The 18845-nt window shown below is 69.7% G+C and carries 17 protein-coding genes; 5 read left to right on the forward strand and 12 right to left on the reverse strand.

The window, feature by feature from the left end; genetic code table 11:
• Positions 1-22: 22 nt before the first annotated feature.
• From AB0B14_RS04580 to AB0B14_RS04600, 5 genes are all read right to left on the reverse strand, one after another.
• Positions 23-1945 carry an ABC transporter ATP-binding protein gene (locus AB0B14_RS04580; RefSeq protein ID WP_357521314.1) on the reverse strand — a complete coding sequence of 641 codons (1923 nt, stop codon included), beginning with the start codon at positions 1943-1945 and terminating at the stop codon, positions 23-25.
• Between the two features lie 182 nt (positions 1946-2127).
• The gene (locus AB0B14_RS04585) at positions 2128-3861 is read right to left on the reverse strand and encodes an ABC transporter ATP-binding protein (protein ID WP_357521241.1); all 1734 of its coding nucleotides are present in this window, start codon (positions 3859-3861) and stop codon (positions 2128-2130) included.
• Positions 3855-4337, reverse strand: coding sequence for a MarR family transcriptional regulator (locus tag AB0B14_RS04590; RefSeq protein WP_357076421.1), 483 nt, complete (start codon positions 4335-4337; stop codon positions 3855-3857). The genes AB0B14_RS04585 and AB0B14_RS04590 overlap by 7 nt, the downstream gene beginning before the upstream one ends.
• Positions 4338-4612: 275 nt before the next feature.
• Entirely contained in the window at positions 4613-6052 is a 1440-nt protein-coding gene (locus AB0B14_RS04595) for a GuaB1 family IMP dehydrogenase-related protein (RefSeq protein ID WP_357521243.1), read from the reverse strand.
• An 87-nt stretch (positions 6053-6139) separates the two neighbouring features.
• On the reverse strand, positions 6140-7891 hold the full coding sequence (locus tag AB0B14_RS04600) for a biotin carboxylase N-terminal domain-containing protein (RefSeq protein WP_357521245.1): 1752 nt from the start codon (positions 7889-7891) through the stop codon (positions 6140-6142).
• 140 nt (positions 7892-8031) lie between these two features.
• On the opposite strand from AB0B14_RS04600, the gene AB0B14_RS04605 reads away from it, so the two are divergent.
• The 3 genes from AB0B14_RS04605 (at position 8032) to AB0B14_RS04615 (ending at position 10535) form a co-directional block, all read left to right on the forward strand.
• Entirely contained in the window at positions 8032-8646 is a 615-nt protein-coding gene (locus AB0B14_RS04605; RefSeq protein WP_357521316.1) for a PadR family transcriptional regulator, read from the forward strand.
• Positions 8647-8802: 156 nt separating this feature from the next.
• Positions 8803-9762 (forward strand): ATP-binding cassette domain-containing protein, encoded by a 960-nt coding sequence (locus tag AB0B14_RS04610; protein WP_357076430.1) that lies wholly within the window; start codon positions 8803-8805, stop codon positions 9760-9762.
• Between the two features lie 17 nt (positions 9763-9779).
• Positions 9780-10535: an ABC transporter permease gene (locus AB0B14_RS04615; protein ID WP_357076433.1), complete on the forward strand. Its 756-nt coding sequence runs from the start codon at positions 9780-9782 to the stop codon at positions 10533-10535.
• A gap of 138 nt (positions 10536-10673) precedes the next feature.
• On the opposite strand, the gene AB0B14_RS04620 is transcribed toward AB0B14_RS04615, so the two are convergent.
• The 6 genes from AB0B14_RS04620 to AB0B14_RS04645 all read right to left on the reverse strand — a co-directional run bounded on the left by AB0B14_RS04620 (position 10674) and on the right by AB0B14_RS04645 (position 15582).
• Positions 10674-11327, reverse strand: a complete 654-nt coding sequence (locus AB0B14_RS04620) for an O-methyltransferase (RefSeq protein WP_357521247.1) — start codon at positions 11325-11327, stop codon at positions 10674-10676.
• On the reverse strand, positions 11324-11992 hold the full coding sequence (locus AB0B14_RS04625) for a nucleoside triphosphate pyrophosphatase (protein WP_357076439.1): 669 nt from the start codon (positions 11990-11992) through the stop codon (positions 11324-11326). Before AB0B14_RS04625 ends, AB0B14_RS04620 begins: the two co-directional genes overlap by 4 nt.
• A gap of 315 nt (positions 11993-12307) precedes the next feature.
• On the reverse strand, positions 12308-13459 hold the full coding sequence (mycP, locus tag AB0B14_RS04630) for a type VII secretion-associated serine protease mycosin (RefSeq protein WP_357521249.1): 1152 nt from the start codon (positions 13457-13459) through the stop codon (positions 12308-12310).
• 2 nt (positions 13460-13461) lie between these two features.
• Complete coding sequence (locus AB0B14_RS04635) at positions 13462-14835, reverse strand: hypothetical protein (RefSeq protein ID WP_357521251.1); 1374 nt, start codon at positions 14833-14835, stop codon at positions 13462-13464.
• The gene (locus AB0B14_RS04640; RefSeq protein ID WP_357076446.1) at positions 14832-15296 is read right to left on the reverse strand and encodes a hypothetical protein; all 465 of its coding nucleotides are present in this window, start codon (positions 15294-15296) and stop codon (positions 14832-14834) included. The genes AB0B14_RS04635 and AB0B14_RS04640 overlap by 4 nt, the downstream gene beginning before the upstream one ends.
• Positions 15297-15384: 88 nt before the next feature.
• Positions 15385-15582, reverse strand: coding sequence for an acyl-CoA carboxylase subunit epsilon (locus AB0B14_RS04645; protein ID WP_357521253.1), 198 nt, complete (start codon positions 15580-15582; stop codon positions 15385-15387).
• Positions 15583-15672: 90 nt separating this feature from the next.
• On the opposite strand from AB0B14_RS04645, the gene AB0B14_RS04650 reads away from it, so the two are divergent.
• Both AB0B14_RS04650 and AB0B14_RS04655 read left to right on the forward strand, forming a co-directional pair.
• Positions 15673-17670: a protein kinase gene (locus AB0B14_RS04650; protein ID WP_357521254.1), complete on the forward strand. Its 1998-nt coding sequence runs from the start codon at positions 15673-15675 to the stop codon at positions 17668-17670.
• Positions 17671-17735: 65 nt separating this feature from the next.
• Positions 17736-17963 (forward strand): hypothetical protein, encoded by a 228-nt coding sequence (locus tag AB0B14_RS04655; protein ID WP_357521256.1) that lies wholly within the window; start codon positions 17736-17738, stop codon positions 17961-17963.
• Between the two features lie 77 nt (positions 17964-18040).
• Here AB0B14_RS04655 and AB0B14_RS04660 read toward each other — a convergent pair whose 3' ends face one another.
• Positions 18041-18793: a GH25 family lysozyme gene (locus tag AB0B14_RS04660; RefSeq protein WP_204946130.1), complete on the reverse strand. Its 753-nt coding sequence runs from the start codon at positions 18791-18793 to the stop codon at positions 18041-18043.
• Between the last annotated feature and the right edge of the window lie 52 nt (positions 18794-18845).

Consider the following 18845-nt stretch of genomic DNA (forward strand, 5'->3'; position numbering starts at 1 on the left):
GTGGCGCGCACGGCGACCCGCCTCAGACCGCTGCGGGCTGGGCGGCCGGATCGGCGGCTTCCTCGTCGGCGACGGCACCGGTGAACTGGGAGCGGTAGAGCCGGTGGTAGGCGCCGTGGGCGGCGAGCAACTGCTCGTGGGTGCCCTGCTCGACGATCTGACCGTCCTCCATCATCAGGATCAGGTCGGCGTCGCGGATGGTGGAGAGCCGGTGCGCGATGACGAAGCTGGTCCGGTCCGAGCGCAGCGCGGCCATCGCCCGTTGCAGCAGCACCTCGGTGCGGGTGTCCACCGAGCTGGTGGCCTCGTCCAGGATCAGCAGCGACGGCTCGGCGAGGAACGCGCGGGCGATGGTGATGAGCTGCTTCTCACCGGCGCTGACGTTGCTGCCCTCCTCGTCGATGACCGTGTCGTAGCCGTCCGGCAGGCTGCGCACGAACCGGTCCACGAAGGTCGCCCGAGCCGCGGCGAGGATCTCCTCCTCGGTCGCGTCCGGCCGCCCGTAGGCGATGTTGTCGCGGATGGTGCCGCCGAAGAGCCAGGTGTCCTGGAGCACCATGCCGATCCGGCCGCGCAGGTCGTCGCGGCGCATCGTGGTGATGTCCACCCCGTCGAGCGTGATCCGGCCGGCGTCCAGCTCGTAGAACCGCATGACCAGGTTGACCAGGGTGGTCTTGCCGGCGCCGGTCGGCCCGACGATCGCGACCGTGTGCCCCGGCTCGGCGACCAGCGACAGGTCGTCGATCAGCGGCTTGTCCGACTTGTAGCGGAACGAGACGTGCTCGAACTCGACCCGCCCGTGCGGGTTGGTGACCCGGGCCGGCTGGACCGGGTCGGGAGTCTGCTCGTCGGCGTCGAGCACCGCGAACACCCGCTCGGCCGACGCCACGCCGGACTGGAGCAGGTTGGCCATCGAGGCGAGCTGGGTGAGCGGCTGGGTGAACTGGCGGGAGTACTGGATGAACGCCTGCACGTCGCCCAGGCTCATCGTGCCGGAGGCGACCCGCAGCCCGCCGACCACGGCGATCGCCACGTAGCTCAGGTTTCCGATGAACATCATCGACGGCATGATGATCCCGGAGATGAACTGCGCCCCGAAGCTCGCCCGGAACAACTCCTCGTTCTTCGCGTGGAACGCGGCCTCCACCTCACGCTGCCGGCCGAAGACCTTCACCAGCTCATGACCGGTGTACGCCTCCTCGATCTGGCCGTTCAGCTCACCGGTGTGCGTCCACTGGGCGATGAACTGCTTCTGCGAGCGCTTGGCGATGCGCTGGGTGACAAGCACCGACAGCGGCACGGCGACCAGGGCCACCAGGGCCAGCAGCGGTGAGATCCAGAACATCACGGCCAGCACGCCGACGACGGTCAGCAGCGACGTGAGCAGCTGACTCAGCGTCTGCTGGAGGCTTGTCGAGATGTTGTCGATGTCGTTGGTGACCCGGCTGAGCAGCTCGCCGCGCGGCTGCCTGTCGAAGTACGGCAGCGGCAGCCGGTTGAGCTTCTCCTCCACCTCGGCGCGCAGCCGCAGCACGGTGCGCTGGACCACCCCGTTGAGCAGCCAGCCCTGCCACCAGGACAGCACGCTCGCGGCCAGGTAGAGCCCGAGCGCCAGCAGCAGCACCCGACCCAGGGCGGTGAAGTCGATGCCCACACCGGGCACCACGTCCATCCGGGCCAGCATGTCGGCGAAGCTGTTGTTGCCGCTGGCTCGCGCCGCGGCGACGGCCTGCTCGGCGGTGGTGCCGGCGGGCAGGTCCCGGCCGATCACCCCCGTGAAGATCAGGTCGGTGGCGTGGCCGAGGATCTTCGGCCCGGCCACGCTGAACCCGACGCTGACCACGGCCAACGTGATGATCGCGGCCAGGTGCAGCCGGTGCGGGCGCAGCCGGCCGAGCAACCGCCGGGCGGACGGCCCGAAGTTCATCGACTTCTCGGCGGGCATCCCGGCGCTCATCCACGGTGGGCCACCGCCCGGACGGCCGGGCGGCAGCCGCTTCGGCGTCGCCCCGCCACCGCCGGGCTGCGGCGTGGCTGCGCCCTGCGGCGCGCCACCTCCCGGCGTCCGTCCGTCGGCGGCCGGCTTCTGACTGGGTACGGCCGCGCCGCGCGGCTCGTCGCGCTCGCTCATGCCGCCACCTCCGTGGTCTGCTGGGACGCCACGATCTCGGCGTACGTCGGGCAGGTCTCCAACAGGTCCGCGTGTCGTCCCACTCCGACGACACCTCCGTTCTCCAGAACGATGATCTGGTCGGCGTCGATGATCGTGGAGACCCGCTGGGCCACGATGATCACCGCGGACTGCGCGGTGACCGGCCGCAGTGCCGCGCGCAGCCGCGCGTCGGTGCCCAGGTCGAGCGCCGAGAACGAGTCGTCGAAGAGGTAGATCTCCGGCTGCCGGACCAACGCCCGCGCGATGGCCAGGCGCTGCCGCTGCCCACCGGAGACGGTGGTGCCGCCCTGCGCGACCGGTGCCTCCAGGCCGCCGGGCATCTGGGACACGAAGTCCCGGGCCTGGGCGATCTCCAGCGCCGCCCACAGCTCCTCGTCGGTGGCGTCCGGGTTGCCGTAGCGCAGGTTGCTGGCGACAGTCCCGGTGAACAGGTACGGCCGCTGCGGCACCAGGCCGATCCGCCGCCACAGCTCGTCGGGCGCCAGCTCGCGCACGTCCACCCCGTCGACGAGCACCGCGCCGGCGGTGACGTCGACCAGGCGGGGTATCAGCGACAGCAGTGTCGTCTTGCCGGCGCCGGTGCTGCCGATGATCGCCGTGGTGGTGCCCGGGGTGGCCCGGAAGGAGATGTCCCGCAGCACCGGCTCCACCGCGCCCGGGTACTGGAAGCGCACCCCGCGCAGCTCCAACTCGGCCCGGGTGGCCAGCTCGCTGACCGGCGCGGCGGCCGGGACCACCGAGGAGTCGGTGTCCAGCACCTCGACGATCCGCTCGGCGCAGACCGCGGCCCGGGGCACCATCATCAGCATGAAGGTGGCCATCATCACGGCCATCAGGATCTGCATCAGGTATTGCAGGAAAGCGGTGAGCGCGCCGATCTCGATTGCGTTGGCGTCCACCCGCTGTGCGCCGAACCAGAGCACCGCCACGCTGGAGACGTTCAGCACCAGCATGACCACCGGGAAGATCAGCGCCAGCAACCGGCCGGTCCGCAGGGCGGTGGCGGTCAGGTCGGCGTTGGCCACGCCGAAGCGGTCCGTCTCGTACGGCTCGCGGACGAACGCGCGGACCACCCGGATGCCGGTGATCTGCTCGCGCAGCACCCGGTTGACCGTGTCGATGCGGGTCTGCATCAGCCGGAAGCCCGGCACCATCCGACGGATGATCGCGCCGAGCGTGATGGCCAGGACCGGCACGCTGACCAGCATCAGCCAGGAGAGCCCGACATCCTCGCGCAGCGCCATCACCACGCCGCCGACGCTCATGATCGGCGCGGCGACCAGCATGGTGCAGCTCATCAGGACGAGCATCTGCACCTGTTGCACGTCGTTGGTGTTGCGGGTGATCAGCGACGGCGCCCCGAACCGGGCCACCTCGCGGGCGGAGAAGCGGTTGACGTGCCCGAACAGCGTGGCCCGGACGTCTCGGCCGAAGCCCATCGCGACCCGCGCGCCCAGGTAGACCGCGGCGATCGAACAGACGATCTGGACCAGGCTGACCAGCAGCATCCACCCGCCGGTGTGCACGATGTAGTCGGTGTCGCCCCGGGCCACGCCCTTGTCGATGATGTCGGCGTTGAGGCTGGGCAGGTAGAGCGAGGCCATGGTGCCCACGAACTGGAGCAGCACCACCGCCAGCAACGGTCGTTGGTAGGTGCGCAGTTGGTTGCGCAACAGTCGGATCAGCACGCCGGGTCCTTCTGCTCGGTAGGGCGGCCGGTCATCCGCGGGTCGTCCCCGCTGCCGATGACCTCTAGCAGGAACTCCCGGATCACCTGTGCCTTCGCCGGGTCGGCGTCGACCGAGGTGATGGGGCGTCCGGAGTGGATCAGGGCCGTGAGTGCCGCCACCCGGTCCCGACCGGCGGGGGTGATCGCGAGGCGGATGCTGCGTCGGTCGCTGTCGTCGCGCTGCCGCTCGACCAGCCCGTCCCGGGCGAGCGTGTCCACGATGCCGGTCAGGGTCGCCGGGCGAACGAAGCCCATCTCGGCGACCTCCCGGTGGGGCAGTTCGCCGTGTCGGGCGAGCGTCATCAGCGTCACCATGCCGGCGTGGGTGAGACCGTGCTCCTCGGCGAGGTAGCGGTTCCACCGCTGTTCGACGAGGTGCCCGGCCACCATCAGCAGCCTGCCGAGCGGCACGTCCTGGAGGGTCACGATTTCCACAGGAAGCAGATTAGCTCCCTGATAGTCAGGGGCCAAACGATATTACCGCAGCGGTAGCCACGAACACGATCTACAGGACCGGTGCGCGGCCCAAGCGAGACAACCAAAGCACCCCACCCCACCCCCGCTCCTCCCTCGCCCCTCCCCCCTTCCCTCGGTTGATCATGGAGTTATTGCCACGACACGCCGACGCGGGTGGCAATAACTCCATGATCAACGGGGGCGGGGCGGGGCGGGAGGGGGGTGGGGGTTGGGGGGAGGAGCGGGGGTGGGGGTTACCAGCTTGTGGGTAGGGGCATTCCTTCGGTGAAGCCGGCGGCGCTTTGGACGCCCACGACGGCTTGTTCGTGGAACTGCGTCAGGTTTCGGGCGCCGGCGTAGGTGAAGGCGCTGCGTACCCCGGCGATGATCTCGTCGATCAGGTCCTCGACGCCGGGTCGGGCCGGGTCCAGGTACATCCGGGCCGAGGAGATGCCCTCCTCGAACACCGCCTTGCGGGCCCGGTCGTACGGGCTGTCATCGGCGGTTCGGGCGCTGACCGCCCGAGCCGAGGCCATCCCGAAGCTCTCCTTGTACCGCCGGCCGTCCGGCTCGCTGTAGAGGTCGCCGGGGGACTCGTAGGTGCCGGCGAACCACGAGCCGATCATCACGTTCGACGCACCGGCGGCGAGTGCCAGCGCCACGTCGCGGGGGTGCCGCACCCCACCGTCGGCCCAGACGTGCCGGCCCAGTTGCCGGGCGGCGGTCGCGCAGTCGAGGACGGCGGAGAACTGCGGCCGACCCACGCCGGTCATCATCCGGGTGGTGCACATCGCGCCCGGCCCGACGCCGACCTTGATGATGTCCGCACCTGCCTCGACCAGGTCGCGTACCCCCTCTGCGGTGACCACGTTGCCGGCCGCCACGGGCACTCCCGGGTCCAGCTTGCGGACCGCCTGGAGCGCGGAGATCATCCGCGCCTGGTGGCCGTGCGCGGTGTCCACGACCAGCGTGTCCACCCCCGCCTCCAGCAGTGCGGCGGCCTTGCCGGTCACGTCACCGTTGATGCCGACGGCCGCGGCGATGCGCAGTCGGCCCCGGTCGTCCACGGCCGGCGTGTAGAGGGTGGCGCGCAGCGCGCCCTGGCGGGTCAGCACCCCGACCAGCCGGCCGTCGGCGTCCACCACCGGAGCGAGCCGGCGACGACCCGCGGACAGCAGGTCGAAGCCGGTACGCGGGTCCGCGTCCGCCGGGACGGTGTGCAGCTCGGTGGACATCACGTGCCGCAGCTGGGCGAACCGGTCCACGCCCGTGGTGTCCGCCTCGGTGACCACGCCCATCGGCCGGCCGGCGTCGTCGACCACGATCACCGCCGCGTGCGAGCGCTTGGGCAGCAGGTGGATGGCGTCACCCACGGTCTCGGTCGGGCCCAGGGTGATCGGCGTGTCGTAGACCAGGTGCCGCTGCTTCACCCAGGCGACGACGGTCGCGACGACCTCGATCGGGATGTCCTGCGGGATCACCGCGATCGCACCGCGCCGGGCCACCGTCTCGGCCATCCGCCGGCCGGCGACCGCCGTCATGTTGGACACCACGAGTGGGATGGTGGTGCCGGTGCCGTCACCGGTGGACAGGTCGACGTCGAGCCGGGAACCCAGGTCGGAACGGGCCGGCGCCATGAAGACGTCGGTATAGGTCAGGTCGTGCGCGGGGGCCGCGCCGTGAAGGAACCGCACCCGACCATCATTCCCGCTCCCGGCCGCCGCTGCCGGGTGCGGTGCCGCAAACCACTCCCACCGCGCCCAGCTCTTCGGAAGGGCCCGTCAGGCGATGGTGCAGATGGGGGCACCGGCGGTGAGCACGGCGCCGACCTCGGCGGTGAGCCCGCTGACCGTGCCCGCCTTGTGCGCGTGCAACGGCTGCTCCATCTTCATCGCCTCCAGCACCACCACCAGGTCTCCCTCGGCCACGGTGTCGCCGTCCGCTACCGCGATCTTGACGATGGTGCCCTGCATGGGCGAGGTGAGCGCGTCACCGCTGACCGGTGCGCCGGCCTTGGCCGCCCCGCCGCGTCGCGTCGGCTTACGGGAGGCGGGTGCCGCGGTGGTCGTACTCCCGCCGAAGCCGGCGGGGAGGCTGACCTCCAGGCGCTTGCCGCCCACCTCGACCACGACGGTCTCGCGTTCGGCCGGCGCCTCGGCGGCGCCGGCGGCGGCGGCGAACGGCGGCACGGTGTTGTGGAACTCCGTCTCGATCCAGCGGGTGTGCACGGTGAACGGTTCGGCGGTGAACGCCTCGTCCCGCACGACCAGCCGGTGGAACGGCAGCGCGGTCGCCATCCCGTCGACGATCATCTCGTCCAGGGCCCGGCGGGCGCGCTCCAGTGCCTCGGCCCGCGTCTCCCCGGTGATGATCAGCTTGGCTAGCAGTGAGTCGAAGTTGCCGCCGATCACGTCGCCGGCCGAGATGCCGGTGTCCACCCGCACACCCGGGCCGGTGGGCAGTCGCAGCGCGGTGACCGTGCCCGGGGCGGGCAGGAAGTTACGGCCCGGGTCCTCGCCGTTGATCCGGAACTCGATCGAGTGCCCGCGCGGCGTCGGGTCCTCGGTGCTCCGCAGTTTCGCGCCGTCGGCGATCCGGAACTGCTCGCGCACCAGGTCGATGCCGGCGGTCTCCTCGGTGACCGGGTGCTCGACCTGGAGTCGGGTGTTGACCTCCAGGAAGGAGATGGTGCCGTCCTTGCCGACCAGGTATTCGACGGTGCCGGCACCGTGGTAGCCGGCCTCGCGGCAGATCGCCTTGGCGCTGTCGTGGATCTGGGCCCGCTGGGCGTCGGTGAGGAACGGCGCGGGCGCCTCCTCCACGAGCTTCTGGTGCCGACGCTGCAACGAGCAGTCCCGGGTGCCGACCACGATCACGTTGCCGTGCTGGTCGGCGAGGACCTGCGCCTCGACGTGGCGCGGTTGGTCGAGGTAACGCTCGACGAAGCATTCGCCGCGGCCGAACGCGGCGACCGCCTCCCGGGTGGCCGACTCGAAGAGCTGGGGGATCTCCTCCATCGTCCGGGCGACCTTGAGGCCGCGCCCGCCGCCGCCGAAGGCGGCCTTGATGGCGACCGGCAGGCCGTGGTCGACGGCGAACGCCATCACCTCGTCCGGGCTGGCCACCGGGTCGGGAGTGCCGGGCACCAGCGGCGCGCCGGCGCGCTGCGCGATGTGCCGGGCGGTGACCTTGTCGCCCAGGTCGCGGATCGCCTGCGGGGTGGGGCCGATCCAGGTCAGCCCCGCGTCGATGACCGCCTGGGCGAAGTCGGCGTTCTCACTGAGAAAGCCATAACCCGGGTGTACGGCGTCCGCGTCGGCGCGGGCGGCCACGTCGAGCAGCTTGTCGATGCGCAGGTAGGTCTCGGTCGCGCTGTCCCCGCCGAGCGCGTACGCCTCGTCCGCGAGGGTGGCGTGCAGGGCCGCACGGTCGGAGTCCGCGTACACGGCGACGCTGCCCAGGCCGGCGTCGCGGCACGCACGGATCACCCGAACGGCGATCTCGCCGCGGTTGGCGATGAGTACCTTGCGCACCTTCGTAGCTCCTCACCGGGCAGGTTACTGACGGGGAGTGTATCGGCCGCCCCGCTGACCCTAACGATCGCTCAGTGTGGAATGCGGCACTCATCATAGTCAAACTTGGCTATTACGCTTGCTGGGTGTCTGCGACTCGAATGATGATCCTCGGTCTGGTGCGGTGGATGCAGCCCGTGCACGGCTACGACGTGCGCCGCGAGCTGTTGAGCTGGAGCGCGGACAAGTGGGCGAACGTGCAGCCCGGCTCGATCTACCACGCCCTGCGCAAGCTCACCGAGGAGGGGCTGCTCCGTGCCGTCGCCACCGAGCAGGTCGGCGCCCGTCCGGCCCGCACCACCTACGAGGTGACCGCCAAGGGTGAGGACGAGTTCGAGACGATGCTGCGCAACCTCTGGTGGAACCTCGTCGAGCCATCGGACCCCTTCGCGGTGGCCTTCTCCTTCCTGCCGGCCATGCCGCGTGCCGAGGCCGCCGCCGCCCTGCGCAATCGGGCCAATCTGCTGCGTGCCGGCGTCGAGTCGATGCGGGCCTCCCTCGAGTCGGACTGGGTGCGTAACCGCAAGCCGGCGCACGTGGGCTGGATGTTCGAGCTGTGGGCGGCGCGGGCGGAGGCGGAGATGGGGTGGTGCGAGCGGATCGCGGAACGGATCGACTCCGGCGTGTCGTACCTGCCTGCTGAGCTGGAGAGCGCCGAGGGTTGGTCGGGGTGGAAGGGGCGCCCGGAGTCGGCGCCACCGACACAGGCGGAATAATCAACGTTGACTAAAAGAGCTATATCGCGTTAGCCTGCTGTCGGCACAGCGGGGGAGTGCGCCGTCCGGCGTTCGTCCCACTCGACGGCCGGCGCGCGGCCGGCCCGAACGACACTCGACGGCCGGTCCCGCCGGCCCGAACGACCAGGAGCAGAAATGATCGAGACCAGGGGGCTGCGGAAGTCGTTCCGCTCCCGCGCGGGTCGAGAGACGAAGACGGTGGACGCCGTACGCGGCGTCAACCTCGAGGTCGCCGAAGGCGAGATCTTCGGCTTCCTCGGCCCGAACGGCGCCGGCAAGACCACTACGCTGCGGATGCTCGCCACGCTCATCGAGCCGGACGGCGGTGACGCCACCATCGCCGGTGCCGACCTGCGCAAGGACCCAGCCGAGGTGCGCCGGCGCATCGGCTACGTCCCGCAGGGCGGCAGCACCTGGGACGAGTCCACCGCCCGCGACGAGCTGGTGCTGCACGCCCGCATGTATGGCATCAGCAAGGCCGACGCGCAGCGGCGCGCGGTCCGCGCGCTGGACGCCTTCCAGCTCACCGAGTACGCGGACCGCAAGTGCAAGACCTACTCCGGAGGTCAGCGCCGACGGGTCGAGATCGCGCTCGGCATCATCCACGAGCCGAAGATCGTCTTCCTGGACGAGCCGACCACCGGCCTCGACCCGCAGAGCCGCGCACACATGTGGGACGAGATCCGGCGGCTTCGCAACGACGGGATGACCGTCTTCATCACCACGCACTACCTGGACGAGGCCGACGCGCTCTGCGACCGGATCGCGATCATGGACAACGGCGAGGTGGTGGCCGAGGGCACGCCAGCCGAGCTCAAGCGCGAGATCTCCGGCGACGTGGTGCTTGTCGGTCTCGACCTGGCCGCAACCCCGCAGGCCACCCAGGTGCTCGACGGCGAGGCCTACGTCAACAAGCTGGAGGCCATCGACGAGGGCGGCCTGCGCCTCTACGTCGACGAGGGCGCCACCGCCATCCCGCAGGTGCTGCGCAGGCTCGACCAGGCCGGGCTGGAGCTGCGCTCGATCGAGCTGCACCGACCCAGCCTGGACGACGTCTTCCTCACCAAGACCGGCCGCTCGCTGCGCGAGTCCTGACCACCCGGAGACCACTCATGAAATTCGCCCGTGACACCTGGCTGATCTTCCAGCGCCAGACGCAACTCCTGCTGCGCAACCCGGTCTGGGTCTTCGTCGGCGTGTTCCAGCCGGTCATGTACCTGCTGCTCTTCGCCCCGCTGCTCAAGCCGGCACTGAACGCGCCCACCCAGGCCGCCGCCTACAAGATCTTCGTACCCGGCCTGTTGGTGCTGCTGGCGATCTTCGGGGGTCTGTTCCAGGGCTTCGGCCTGATCGCCGAACTGCGCGCCGGCGTCATCGAACGCTCCCGGGTCACCCCGATCAGTCGGCTCGCCCTGCTGCTCGGTCGCTCGCTGCGTGACGTCGTGTCGCTCGTCGTGCAGGCGATCATCATCACCCTGCTGGCGCTCCTGTTCGACCTGCGGGTGTTCATCGGGGACCTGTTGCTGGCGTACCTGATGCTCGCCCTGATCGCCCTCATGACCTCGGCCGTCTCCTACGGCGTCGCTCTCAAGGTCAAGAGCGAGGATGCGCTGGCCCCCCTGATGAACACTGTGGCGCAGCCGGTGCTGCTGCTGTCCGGCATCCTGCTGCCACTCACCTTCGCCCCCGGCTGGTTGCAGGGCATCGCCAACTGGAACCCGTTCTCCTGGGCGGTCGACGGCACCCGGGCGCTGTTCGCCGGTGACCTGGCCAGCGACAAGGTCTGGCAGGGCCTCAGCATCACCGCGGTGCTCGCCGCGCTCGGCGTCTACTGGGCCGCCCGCCAGTTCGCCCGCAGCGTCCGCTGATCCGACGGTCCCGGCGTGTTCGGCGCCTGGTCCGGGCGTGATCGACTCGCTTTCCTGAAAGTCGCGGTGTCCTAACGCCTGGGATGCCGCGACTTTCAGGAACCCGAGTGGATCAGAACGGCCGGCGGGCGTTGCCGGTCAACGCACCCGGGCGAGGGTGAGGCCGTCCGCGATCGGCAGCATCACCGGGTCCACCCGTACGTCGGCCAACACCTCATCATTGAAAGCGGCGATCGCCCGGTCGCCCTCGTCCTGCGGCGCCACGATCCGTCCGCCGCGCAGGACATTGTCGACCGCGATCACTCCACCGGGCCGCATCCGGGGCACCAACTCGGCCCAGTAGACCGGGTAGCCCGTCTTGTCGGCGTCGATGAACGCGAAGTCCAGGTAGCGCTCGTGCGGCAACTCCCGCAACGTCTCCCCGGCCGGGCCGATGCGCAGCTCGATCCGGTCCTGCACGCCGGCCCGCTCCCAGTAGCGCCGGGCGATGCCGGTGAACTCCTCGGAGATGTCGAAGCAGGTCAGCCGCCCACCCTCGGGCAACCCGCGGGCGATCGCCAGCGACGAGAGCCCGGTGAACGTGCCGATCTCGACGGCCTGCCGTACGTCGAGCAGCCGCGTCATGAATGTCAGAAAGGCGGCCTGCTCCGGTGCCACCTGCATGGTGGCGTGCTCCGGCAGCACCGACCGGGTCTCCTCGGCCAGGTCCAAAATGATCTCGTCGGGCGGGGAGCCGTGCGCGACCAGGTACTCGTGCAGTTCGTCGGTGAGCGGGATCGATTTCGTGGTCATGACCGGACGTTACCGAGTGGCTCGACCGATTGGCCGCCCGGCGCGACCTTCGTCCACAGGTCGGTGATCCGCAGATCCAACTCGGCGAGGAGGCGGCGCAGCAGCGGCATCGACAACCCGACCACCGTCCCCGGGTCACCCTCGATCCGCTCCACGAACGGCCCGCCCAACCCGTCGATGGTGAACGCGCCGGCCACCGCCAGTGGCTCGCCACTTGCCACGTACGCGGCGATCTCGTCGTCGCTGATATCGGCGAAGTGGACAGTGGTCGAGGCGACCGCCTCCGCGCGCCGCCCGGCGGCAACGTCGATCAGGCAGTGCCCACTGTGCAGGACGCCGCTGCGCCCCCGCATCCGCAGCCAACGCCCGGTGGCATCCGCTGGGTCCGCTGGCTTGCCGAGGATCTCCCCGTCGAACGCGAGCACGGAGTCACACCCGATCACCAACGTCCGCTGGTCGGCGCCAGGGCTCAGCCGGGTCAACACCGCCTGCGCCTTGAGCCGCGCCAACTCCAGGCACAACTCCTCGGCCCGCTCGGTCACCACCAACGACTCGTCCACCCCGCTGACCAGCACATCTGGCTCAATCCCGGCAGCCTGGAGCAACTTGCGACGGGCAGGGCTCGCCGAGGCGAGCACGAGGCGGAGCGGCAGAGTCTCAGACACCCACCCGACGTTACCGGCTAACCCTCACCGAGACCGAAACCCCGCCCAGTGCAGGCTGCCCGGCGAGCCGGCTGCTCGGTGGCTCGGTGTTCGGCTGGCCCGGATGGTCAGCCATCCTTGATCCACTCGACTTTCAGGAAAACGCGGCATCCCCTCGCCCCGGATACCGCGGTTTCCTGAAAGGCGAGTGGATCACCGCCCTTGCCGCCCCGGCCCAATACGGGGATCGACTCGATGTCGGCGATGTCGGGGTGTCCCGCTGCCAGGACACGCCGACATCAAGGAACCCGAGTCGATCACCGCTTCATTGATCGATCAGCGACTGATTCTGGGCGGCGGATCATCACCGCGCCGGCGCCGCCGCGCTATCACTGCCCACCCAACCCCGACGGCCACGATCACCCCAAGGACGGCCAGGCCGCGCGCGGTCGCGCCATCGCTTTCGTCACTCTGCCGAGCATCAGCCGTCGTGGTCGGGCCAGCACCGGCCGGAGCGCTAACCGACTCAAACCCCAGCGGCGGTACGTCTGCCGTCAGCGCCGCCACAAGATCGATCACCCCGTAGCCGTATTCGTCGTCGCGCCCTGGAGGACCCTTGTCGACGGCGGTAGTCGTAAGCCGGTGCGCCACCTCTCGGGCGGGCAGGTACGGGTACTTAGACCTGATCAGCGCAGCCGCACCCGCCACGATCGCCGTCGCGCTCGACGTGCCAGTCCCCTTCGAGTACTTTCCGCCGTAGCTGGTGCTGTAGATGTCGACCGCAGGAGCGACCACATCGATCTTCGGCCCGGTGACCGAGATGGGAGCATGTTGTCCAGCGCGATCGACGCCCCCAACCGCGATAACGCCCTCTTCGCTGGCCGGATAGCCGACGCTTTGATCTCGGGGGAGATTACCAATACCGGCCACGATGACGATATCTGCGTCGAGGGCACTGCGGATAGATTCACGTAGTCTCGAGCTGCTTCCGCCGACAGACGAGATGCTTATTATGTCTGCACCGTTCGCGATAGCATAATTGATGCCCTGAGCTAAATCGTCAGGCTGGCCGTCCCCGTTTGGCGGTGAATCGAATATTGGGAGTATCTTCGATTCTGGTGCTATGCCTAGAGCTCCAGATCTTGCGCCTTGGCCGTGAGCCGCAATAAGTCCAGCCATTGATGTGCCGTGACTGTCCAAATCCCTCCTGCCGTCACCGTTTCCGCCAGGGATGACGTCCGTTCCTGGAAGCAGGTTGTTGCGGAGGTCGGGATGGGGGTCTACCCCCGTATCTGGGACGGCGACCACGACTCCGTTGCCGCGACTGATACCCTGAGCCTCAGGTATTTTCAAGTATTCAAGGTGCCATTGCTCGCGCCGAATTAGAGCAGCGGTACCTGCTGCGGGGCTTGCGGGTGCAGGCGCTACTACTGGCGTTGCCATCGCCAGTAGCGCGTAAAGTGCCGTAAGGGGTCCGCTGAGTCCCATGCTCAACGATTGAAGCCGATGGCCGGTCCAGGATCGATTGGGCCTTGCTCGTTTCCAGGACGAACAATTGGATTCACCCCTTGATCTGTCTCCCACGGATTGTCCGGATCCCAGGGACGGCTAGAGTCCGCGTCGAGTTGTTGTTGCTGGCGCGGGCGCCCGGGTGGCAGTCCAATTCCTGGGTTGCCGCCCAGCGAAGGTGCACCGCCGATCGGAGCAGGACCGCCGTGGGAGGAGGTGAATGTTCGACCGCTGCCGGGGCGAGACCCAGCGCCTCCGGTTGGCCCGGTCCCAGCACCGCCACCTCCGATCACTCCGCCAATTGGGTTGACCTTGCGGGGCTGAGCCGTGTTTGGTCCTAGCGGGGTAATGCCGCCGGTGGGCATGCCGCCGATAACTCCACTCGGCGGACTTGAGCGCACTGGCGGGGTCGGAGGCAGGGCCTGAGGTTTACTGAGGCTGGCGGCAGGCGTATGTCCGCCCGAACTAGGCGGTGTTATGGGGTGGGGCGAGATCGGCGTGTTGGGCGGCGGGGGCCCAAGTCCCGGGTGTGCGGCCGACGCTGGTGGGACTGCGCTTCCTGTGTTTACTGTGGTGGGGTTATTTGTGAGACCACTTCCCGCGCCACCTAGCACTGGTCCAACCCCCTGCGCCTGGGGAATTGGTGCAGCCACGTCGGGTGGTGCAATGCGGCTCGTCGTACGGTTGCCGCCGGTCGGCATTGGTATCGGAATGATCGGTGGAATGATTGGTGCCGTAGGAGCGGCAGTTAATGCATCGGGATCTCCGGATTGAACCGGGGGCCGCGCCGCTGGTGGTTTTTGGAGGGTTGCTTGGGCTTGTTGGAGTTCACCGCTGAGGTTGAACATGGCCGTCCGTGCCTGAGTATTCAGTCGTTCCAGGTCCGCGTCAGTAACAGGCGCCTCGGTGGTCCGGTTGCCCAATATCGCCTTCGGGTCGGCGGCCATCGACTCGTACGCCTGCTTCTGTTGGGACTTGGTCGCGTACTCCTCGTGGATCTTGCTGAGCGCGGCGCGGGTGGTGCCGATTGCCTGGGTGGCGGCGGCGAGCGCGGTGTAGTTCGCGGCGGCGGCGTCGTGGGTGCGCTGCACCTTGTCGATCAGCTCGTCGAGCTCGGCCAGGTACGTGCTGGAGGCGGCGCTGGTCTCGGGTGGCCACGCCTCGGCGAGCCCGCGCCGGTATTCCCGGAGGCGGCTGAGGTGGGTTTGCGCCAGGTCGCAGACCTTGCGCCAGCCGGCGACCTGCTTCCAGTGGTTGGTGGTGTCGTGGTCCTGTAGGCAGGCCCACATGCTGTTGACGTCCATCAGATGCCAGTCGGTGCGGCCGGAGGTGCGGCCGGTGCCCCGGTCGATCATGGCAGCACCACCGGCCCTTCGGTGTCGGCGTCGGCGCCGGTCGGGTCGGTCAGCATCGGTGTCGGACCGCCGGGCAGCATGCTGGTGGGGTCGGCGAGGGCCTGTCGCACGTCCACCACTCGCGCGGCGGTGAAGGCGTCGCTGTCGGCGTATCGGGTGGCGACCTGGTCGGCGGCGGCGGCCAGGTGGCCGGTGGCGCCGCGGACGGCGTACACGATGTCGGCGGTGGCCTGCTGCGTCTCGTGGTGGGCGTGCAGGAACGTGACCAGCTCGACGAAGGCGTCGCACGGGTTGGGCAGCTTCGCGGACATGTCCTCGGCGATGTACGACAGGTGCGGCGCGTAGTTGCTCTCGACCTCGGCGGCGAGCCGGTCGGCGAACTCTCTGAGCTGGCTGATGTCGGCCTCGATGCCGCCGTAACCGCGCAGCCAGGGCGCTGGCCGGTCCTCCTGAGGGATCACGGGTCCTCCCTAAGTGTCACGGCATCGTCTCCCTGAGTGAGGGTAACCGCTCCCCGTGCCCCTGGCAGCCCCCGTCCGGCGGGTCGGGTCAGCCGCGGGGCAGGCCGGAGGTACGCCACCCGCCGGAGGCGACCGGCCGACCGCTGCGCGCCCAGGCGGACGTGGTCGTCGGCGCGGGAGCGGCGGCAGGGCGGGAGCGGGTGATGATCGCTCCGACCAGGGCGGCCAACTCCTCCGCGGTGGGCACGCCGCGAACGACCCGGAACAGCGGCTCTTCGGCAGACATGACGCCAGGGTACGCGGCGCGAAGTTACGCGAAGCGCACAGTGGCGTGCCGGCGGTGTGAGCGTCAGCCGGTCCGGGTACCGTCTCAGCGATGTCGAACGCGCTTCCCCAACTCGTCGCTGACCGATACCGGCTCCTGTCGCCGCTCGGCCAGGGCGGCATGGGCCGAGTGTGGAAGGCACGCGACGAGGTGCTGCACCGGGACGTCGCCATCAAGGAGTTGGTGCCGCCGCCCGGTCTCACCGATGAGGAGCGCCGCGAGATGCGCGAGCGCTCGCTGCGGGAGGCGCGGGCCATCGCCCGGCTCAACCACGCCAACGTCGTCCGCATCTTCGACGTGCTGCGCACCGACGGCGATCCGTGGATCGTCATGGAGTACGTGGCGTCGAAGTCGTTGCAGGACACTCTGGCCGAGGATGGCCCCGTCTCGGTGGCCCGCACGGTGGAGATCGGCCTCGGCGTGCTGGGTGCGCTGAGTGCCGCGCACAAGGCGGGCGTGATGCACCGCGACGTCAAGCCCGGCAACGTGTTGCTGGGCGAGGACGGCCGGGTGGTGCTGACCGATTTCGGTCTCGCCACCATTCCTGGTGACCCCAACGTGACCCGCACCGGCATGGTGCTCGGCTCACCCGCGTACATCTCGCCGGAGCGGGCTCGGGACGGCACCGCCGGCCCGGAGGCCGACCTGTGGTCGTTGGGCGCGACGCTCTACGCGGCGGTCGAGGGCAAGTCGCCGTACGCGCGGCCGTCGGCGATCGGCACCCTTGCGGCGTTGGCGACCGAGCCGATTCCGCCGCCGAAGAACGCCGGTCCGCTCAAGGCCGTGCTGAACGGGCTGCTGCGGAAGGATCCGAACGAGCGGATCACCGCCGAGGTGGCGGAACGCCTGCTGCGCCGCGCCGGTGGCAAGCGGGCGCGCGGGATCTCGCTGCTTGATGGCGTACGCCGGCCGGGGCCGAACGGCCCGCGCGAGCCGCGCCCGCCGCACGTCCCCGCGCCGCGACCGGCCGAGAGTGTCGACCGGCCGGTGTCGCCGCCGGCCTCCGCTACCTCCGCCGCTGCTACGACCTCCGCCACCGATGCCACCCCGACGGCCGTCGTTGCCTCCGGCGCGCACGGCGACCCGACCGCGCCGGTGTCTGCCGACCCGACCGCGGCGGTGCCGGCCGAGCCGACCGCGCCGATCGACCGCCCCGCCGATGCCGACCCGACCGCGAAGGTCACGGCCGCGGCCGACACGACCGGCGACGGTACGACGAGCGCCTTCGACGGTACGACGAACGACGACGAGCCGACGGCGGTCGACGGTCCGCCGGTGGCTCCGGAACAGCGCAGGCCGACGACGCCGACGTCGCTCTTGCCGCCGGTGGGTCCGGCGGGTCGCGCGTCGGTGCCGCCGTTCGACGGCACGAAGCCGAACAACACCCGCCGCAACCTGCTGATCGGGGCGGTGGTCGCCCTGCTGCTGATCGGCCTCGTGGTGGTGGTGCCGATGCTCACCAAGGGCGACGACACGACACCGCAGACCGGGCCGACCGGGGGTGGCGGGACGTCGGCAGCGGCGCCGAGTTCCGCTGCGCCGGCGCCCACCACCGGTGCCCCCAGCGCGACGCCCTCGGCCTCGCCCTCGGTCGACCCGAACGCGTTGCCGGCGGGCTGGAAGCTGCACCGGGACCCGGCCGGCTTCACCCTGCCGATCCCGGACGGCTGGGTGCGCGAAGAGGCCAGCAGCGACACTGTCGTCTTCGACGATCCCGACGGCCCGGGTGAGTTGCTCGTGCAGTGGACGCCGAGGCCGGAGAAGGACGCCTACGCGAACTGGGTGCGGATCGAGCCGGGCCGCAAGGACATCGTGAAGAACTATCAGAAGCTCGGCATCGTGCGCTGCGACTTCTGGAAGACCTGCTCCGACTGGGAGTGGCTGGAGACCCGCGACGGCACGCGGATCCACGTCCGCAACCGTGGGTTCGTGACGGCCAGTAACCGGGGCTACGCCCTGCGGTGGGAGATCGCCGAGAAGGACTGGCAGGCCAACCTGCCGAACTTCGACCGGATCGCCAAGGGTTTCGTGCCCGACCGACAGGACTGAAACTCATTCGCATGACCCTCCGTCGTCCTGGGTAATTGACAGTCGACGACGGAGGGAGGCACGACATGGGTTACCGACGGAGGGACACCCGGCCTCGGCTGGCGCTGTGGATGCTCGTGGCGCTCGGCGACGCGATCCTGCTGCTGGTCACGATGGGGATTCCGGCGCTCATCGCACTGCTCGGCGTCGTGGTGGTTGCCGGCTTCGGGGTGGCTGCCTGGCGGCTGACCCGCCGCGGCGCGCTGGCCCGCGAGGAAGCCGTGGTGCCGGTGTTGAGCCGACGGAGGGCCTGACACCGGTGGTGTGGCGGCAGCCGGACCGATTGTCGACCGTGTGGTGACCGTCGATCCCGCTGCCGCCAACGGCCCGATCAGGTGTTGTTGGCGAGCGCGATCAGTCGACTGCGGTCGCCGTTCCAGTAGTTGCGGTCCACGTTGCCGCTGATTCCGGAGACGACGCCGGTGCTGGTGTACTGCCAGAAGCTCCACACCGACGCGCCGGCCGGCAGGGCACCGGGCGCGCTGGCCCAGCGGGCCAGCCAGAGCGGGTGGTTCGCCCACGGGCCGGTCCAACTGCCGGTGCACTGGTTCCACCAGCTCGTGGTGGTGTAGATGACGGCGTACCGGCCGGTGCGCGACCGGTAGGTGTTGAGGAAGTCCTGCACCCAGTTGCGCATCCCGGTGGTGCTCAGGCCGTAGCAGTAGCCGCCGCTGTACGGGTTGGCCTCGATGTCCAGCGCCGCCGGCAGGGTGCGGCTGTCCGCGGACCAGGCGCCGCCGTTGGAAGCCAGGTAGTTGGCCTGGGTCGAGCCGGCGGAGATGTTCGGGCGGGCGAAGTGGTACGCCCCGCGGATCACCCCGGCGTTGTACGAGTTGACGTAGTTGGCGTTGAAGTTCGGGTCCTTGTAGGTGGTGCCCTCGGTCGCCTTGATGAAGGCGAACTGGATGCCCGCGTTGCGGACGCTTGTCCAGTTGATGGTGCCCTGGTAACGGGACACGTCGATGCCGGGTGTGGTGGCGGCGGCCGCCGGTCCGGCGGTCGCGACCAGGGCCGCCGCCGCGGTGGCGAGGACGGTGAGGCCGGCCGCGAGTGCGCGGCGCAGCGATGACGAGGTACGGGCCATGAATGCCTCCAAGGACGTCGCTCTATCGACAACCATCTTTGGAGGTAAGTGC

Source organism: Micromonospora sp. NPDC049171, from assembly GCF_040648275.1.
GTDB lineage: Bacteria > Actinomycetota > Actinomycetes > Mycobacteriales > Micromonosporaceae > Micromonospora.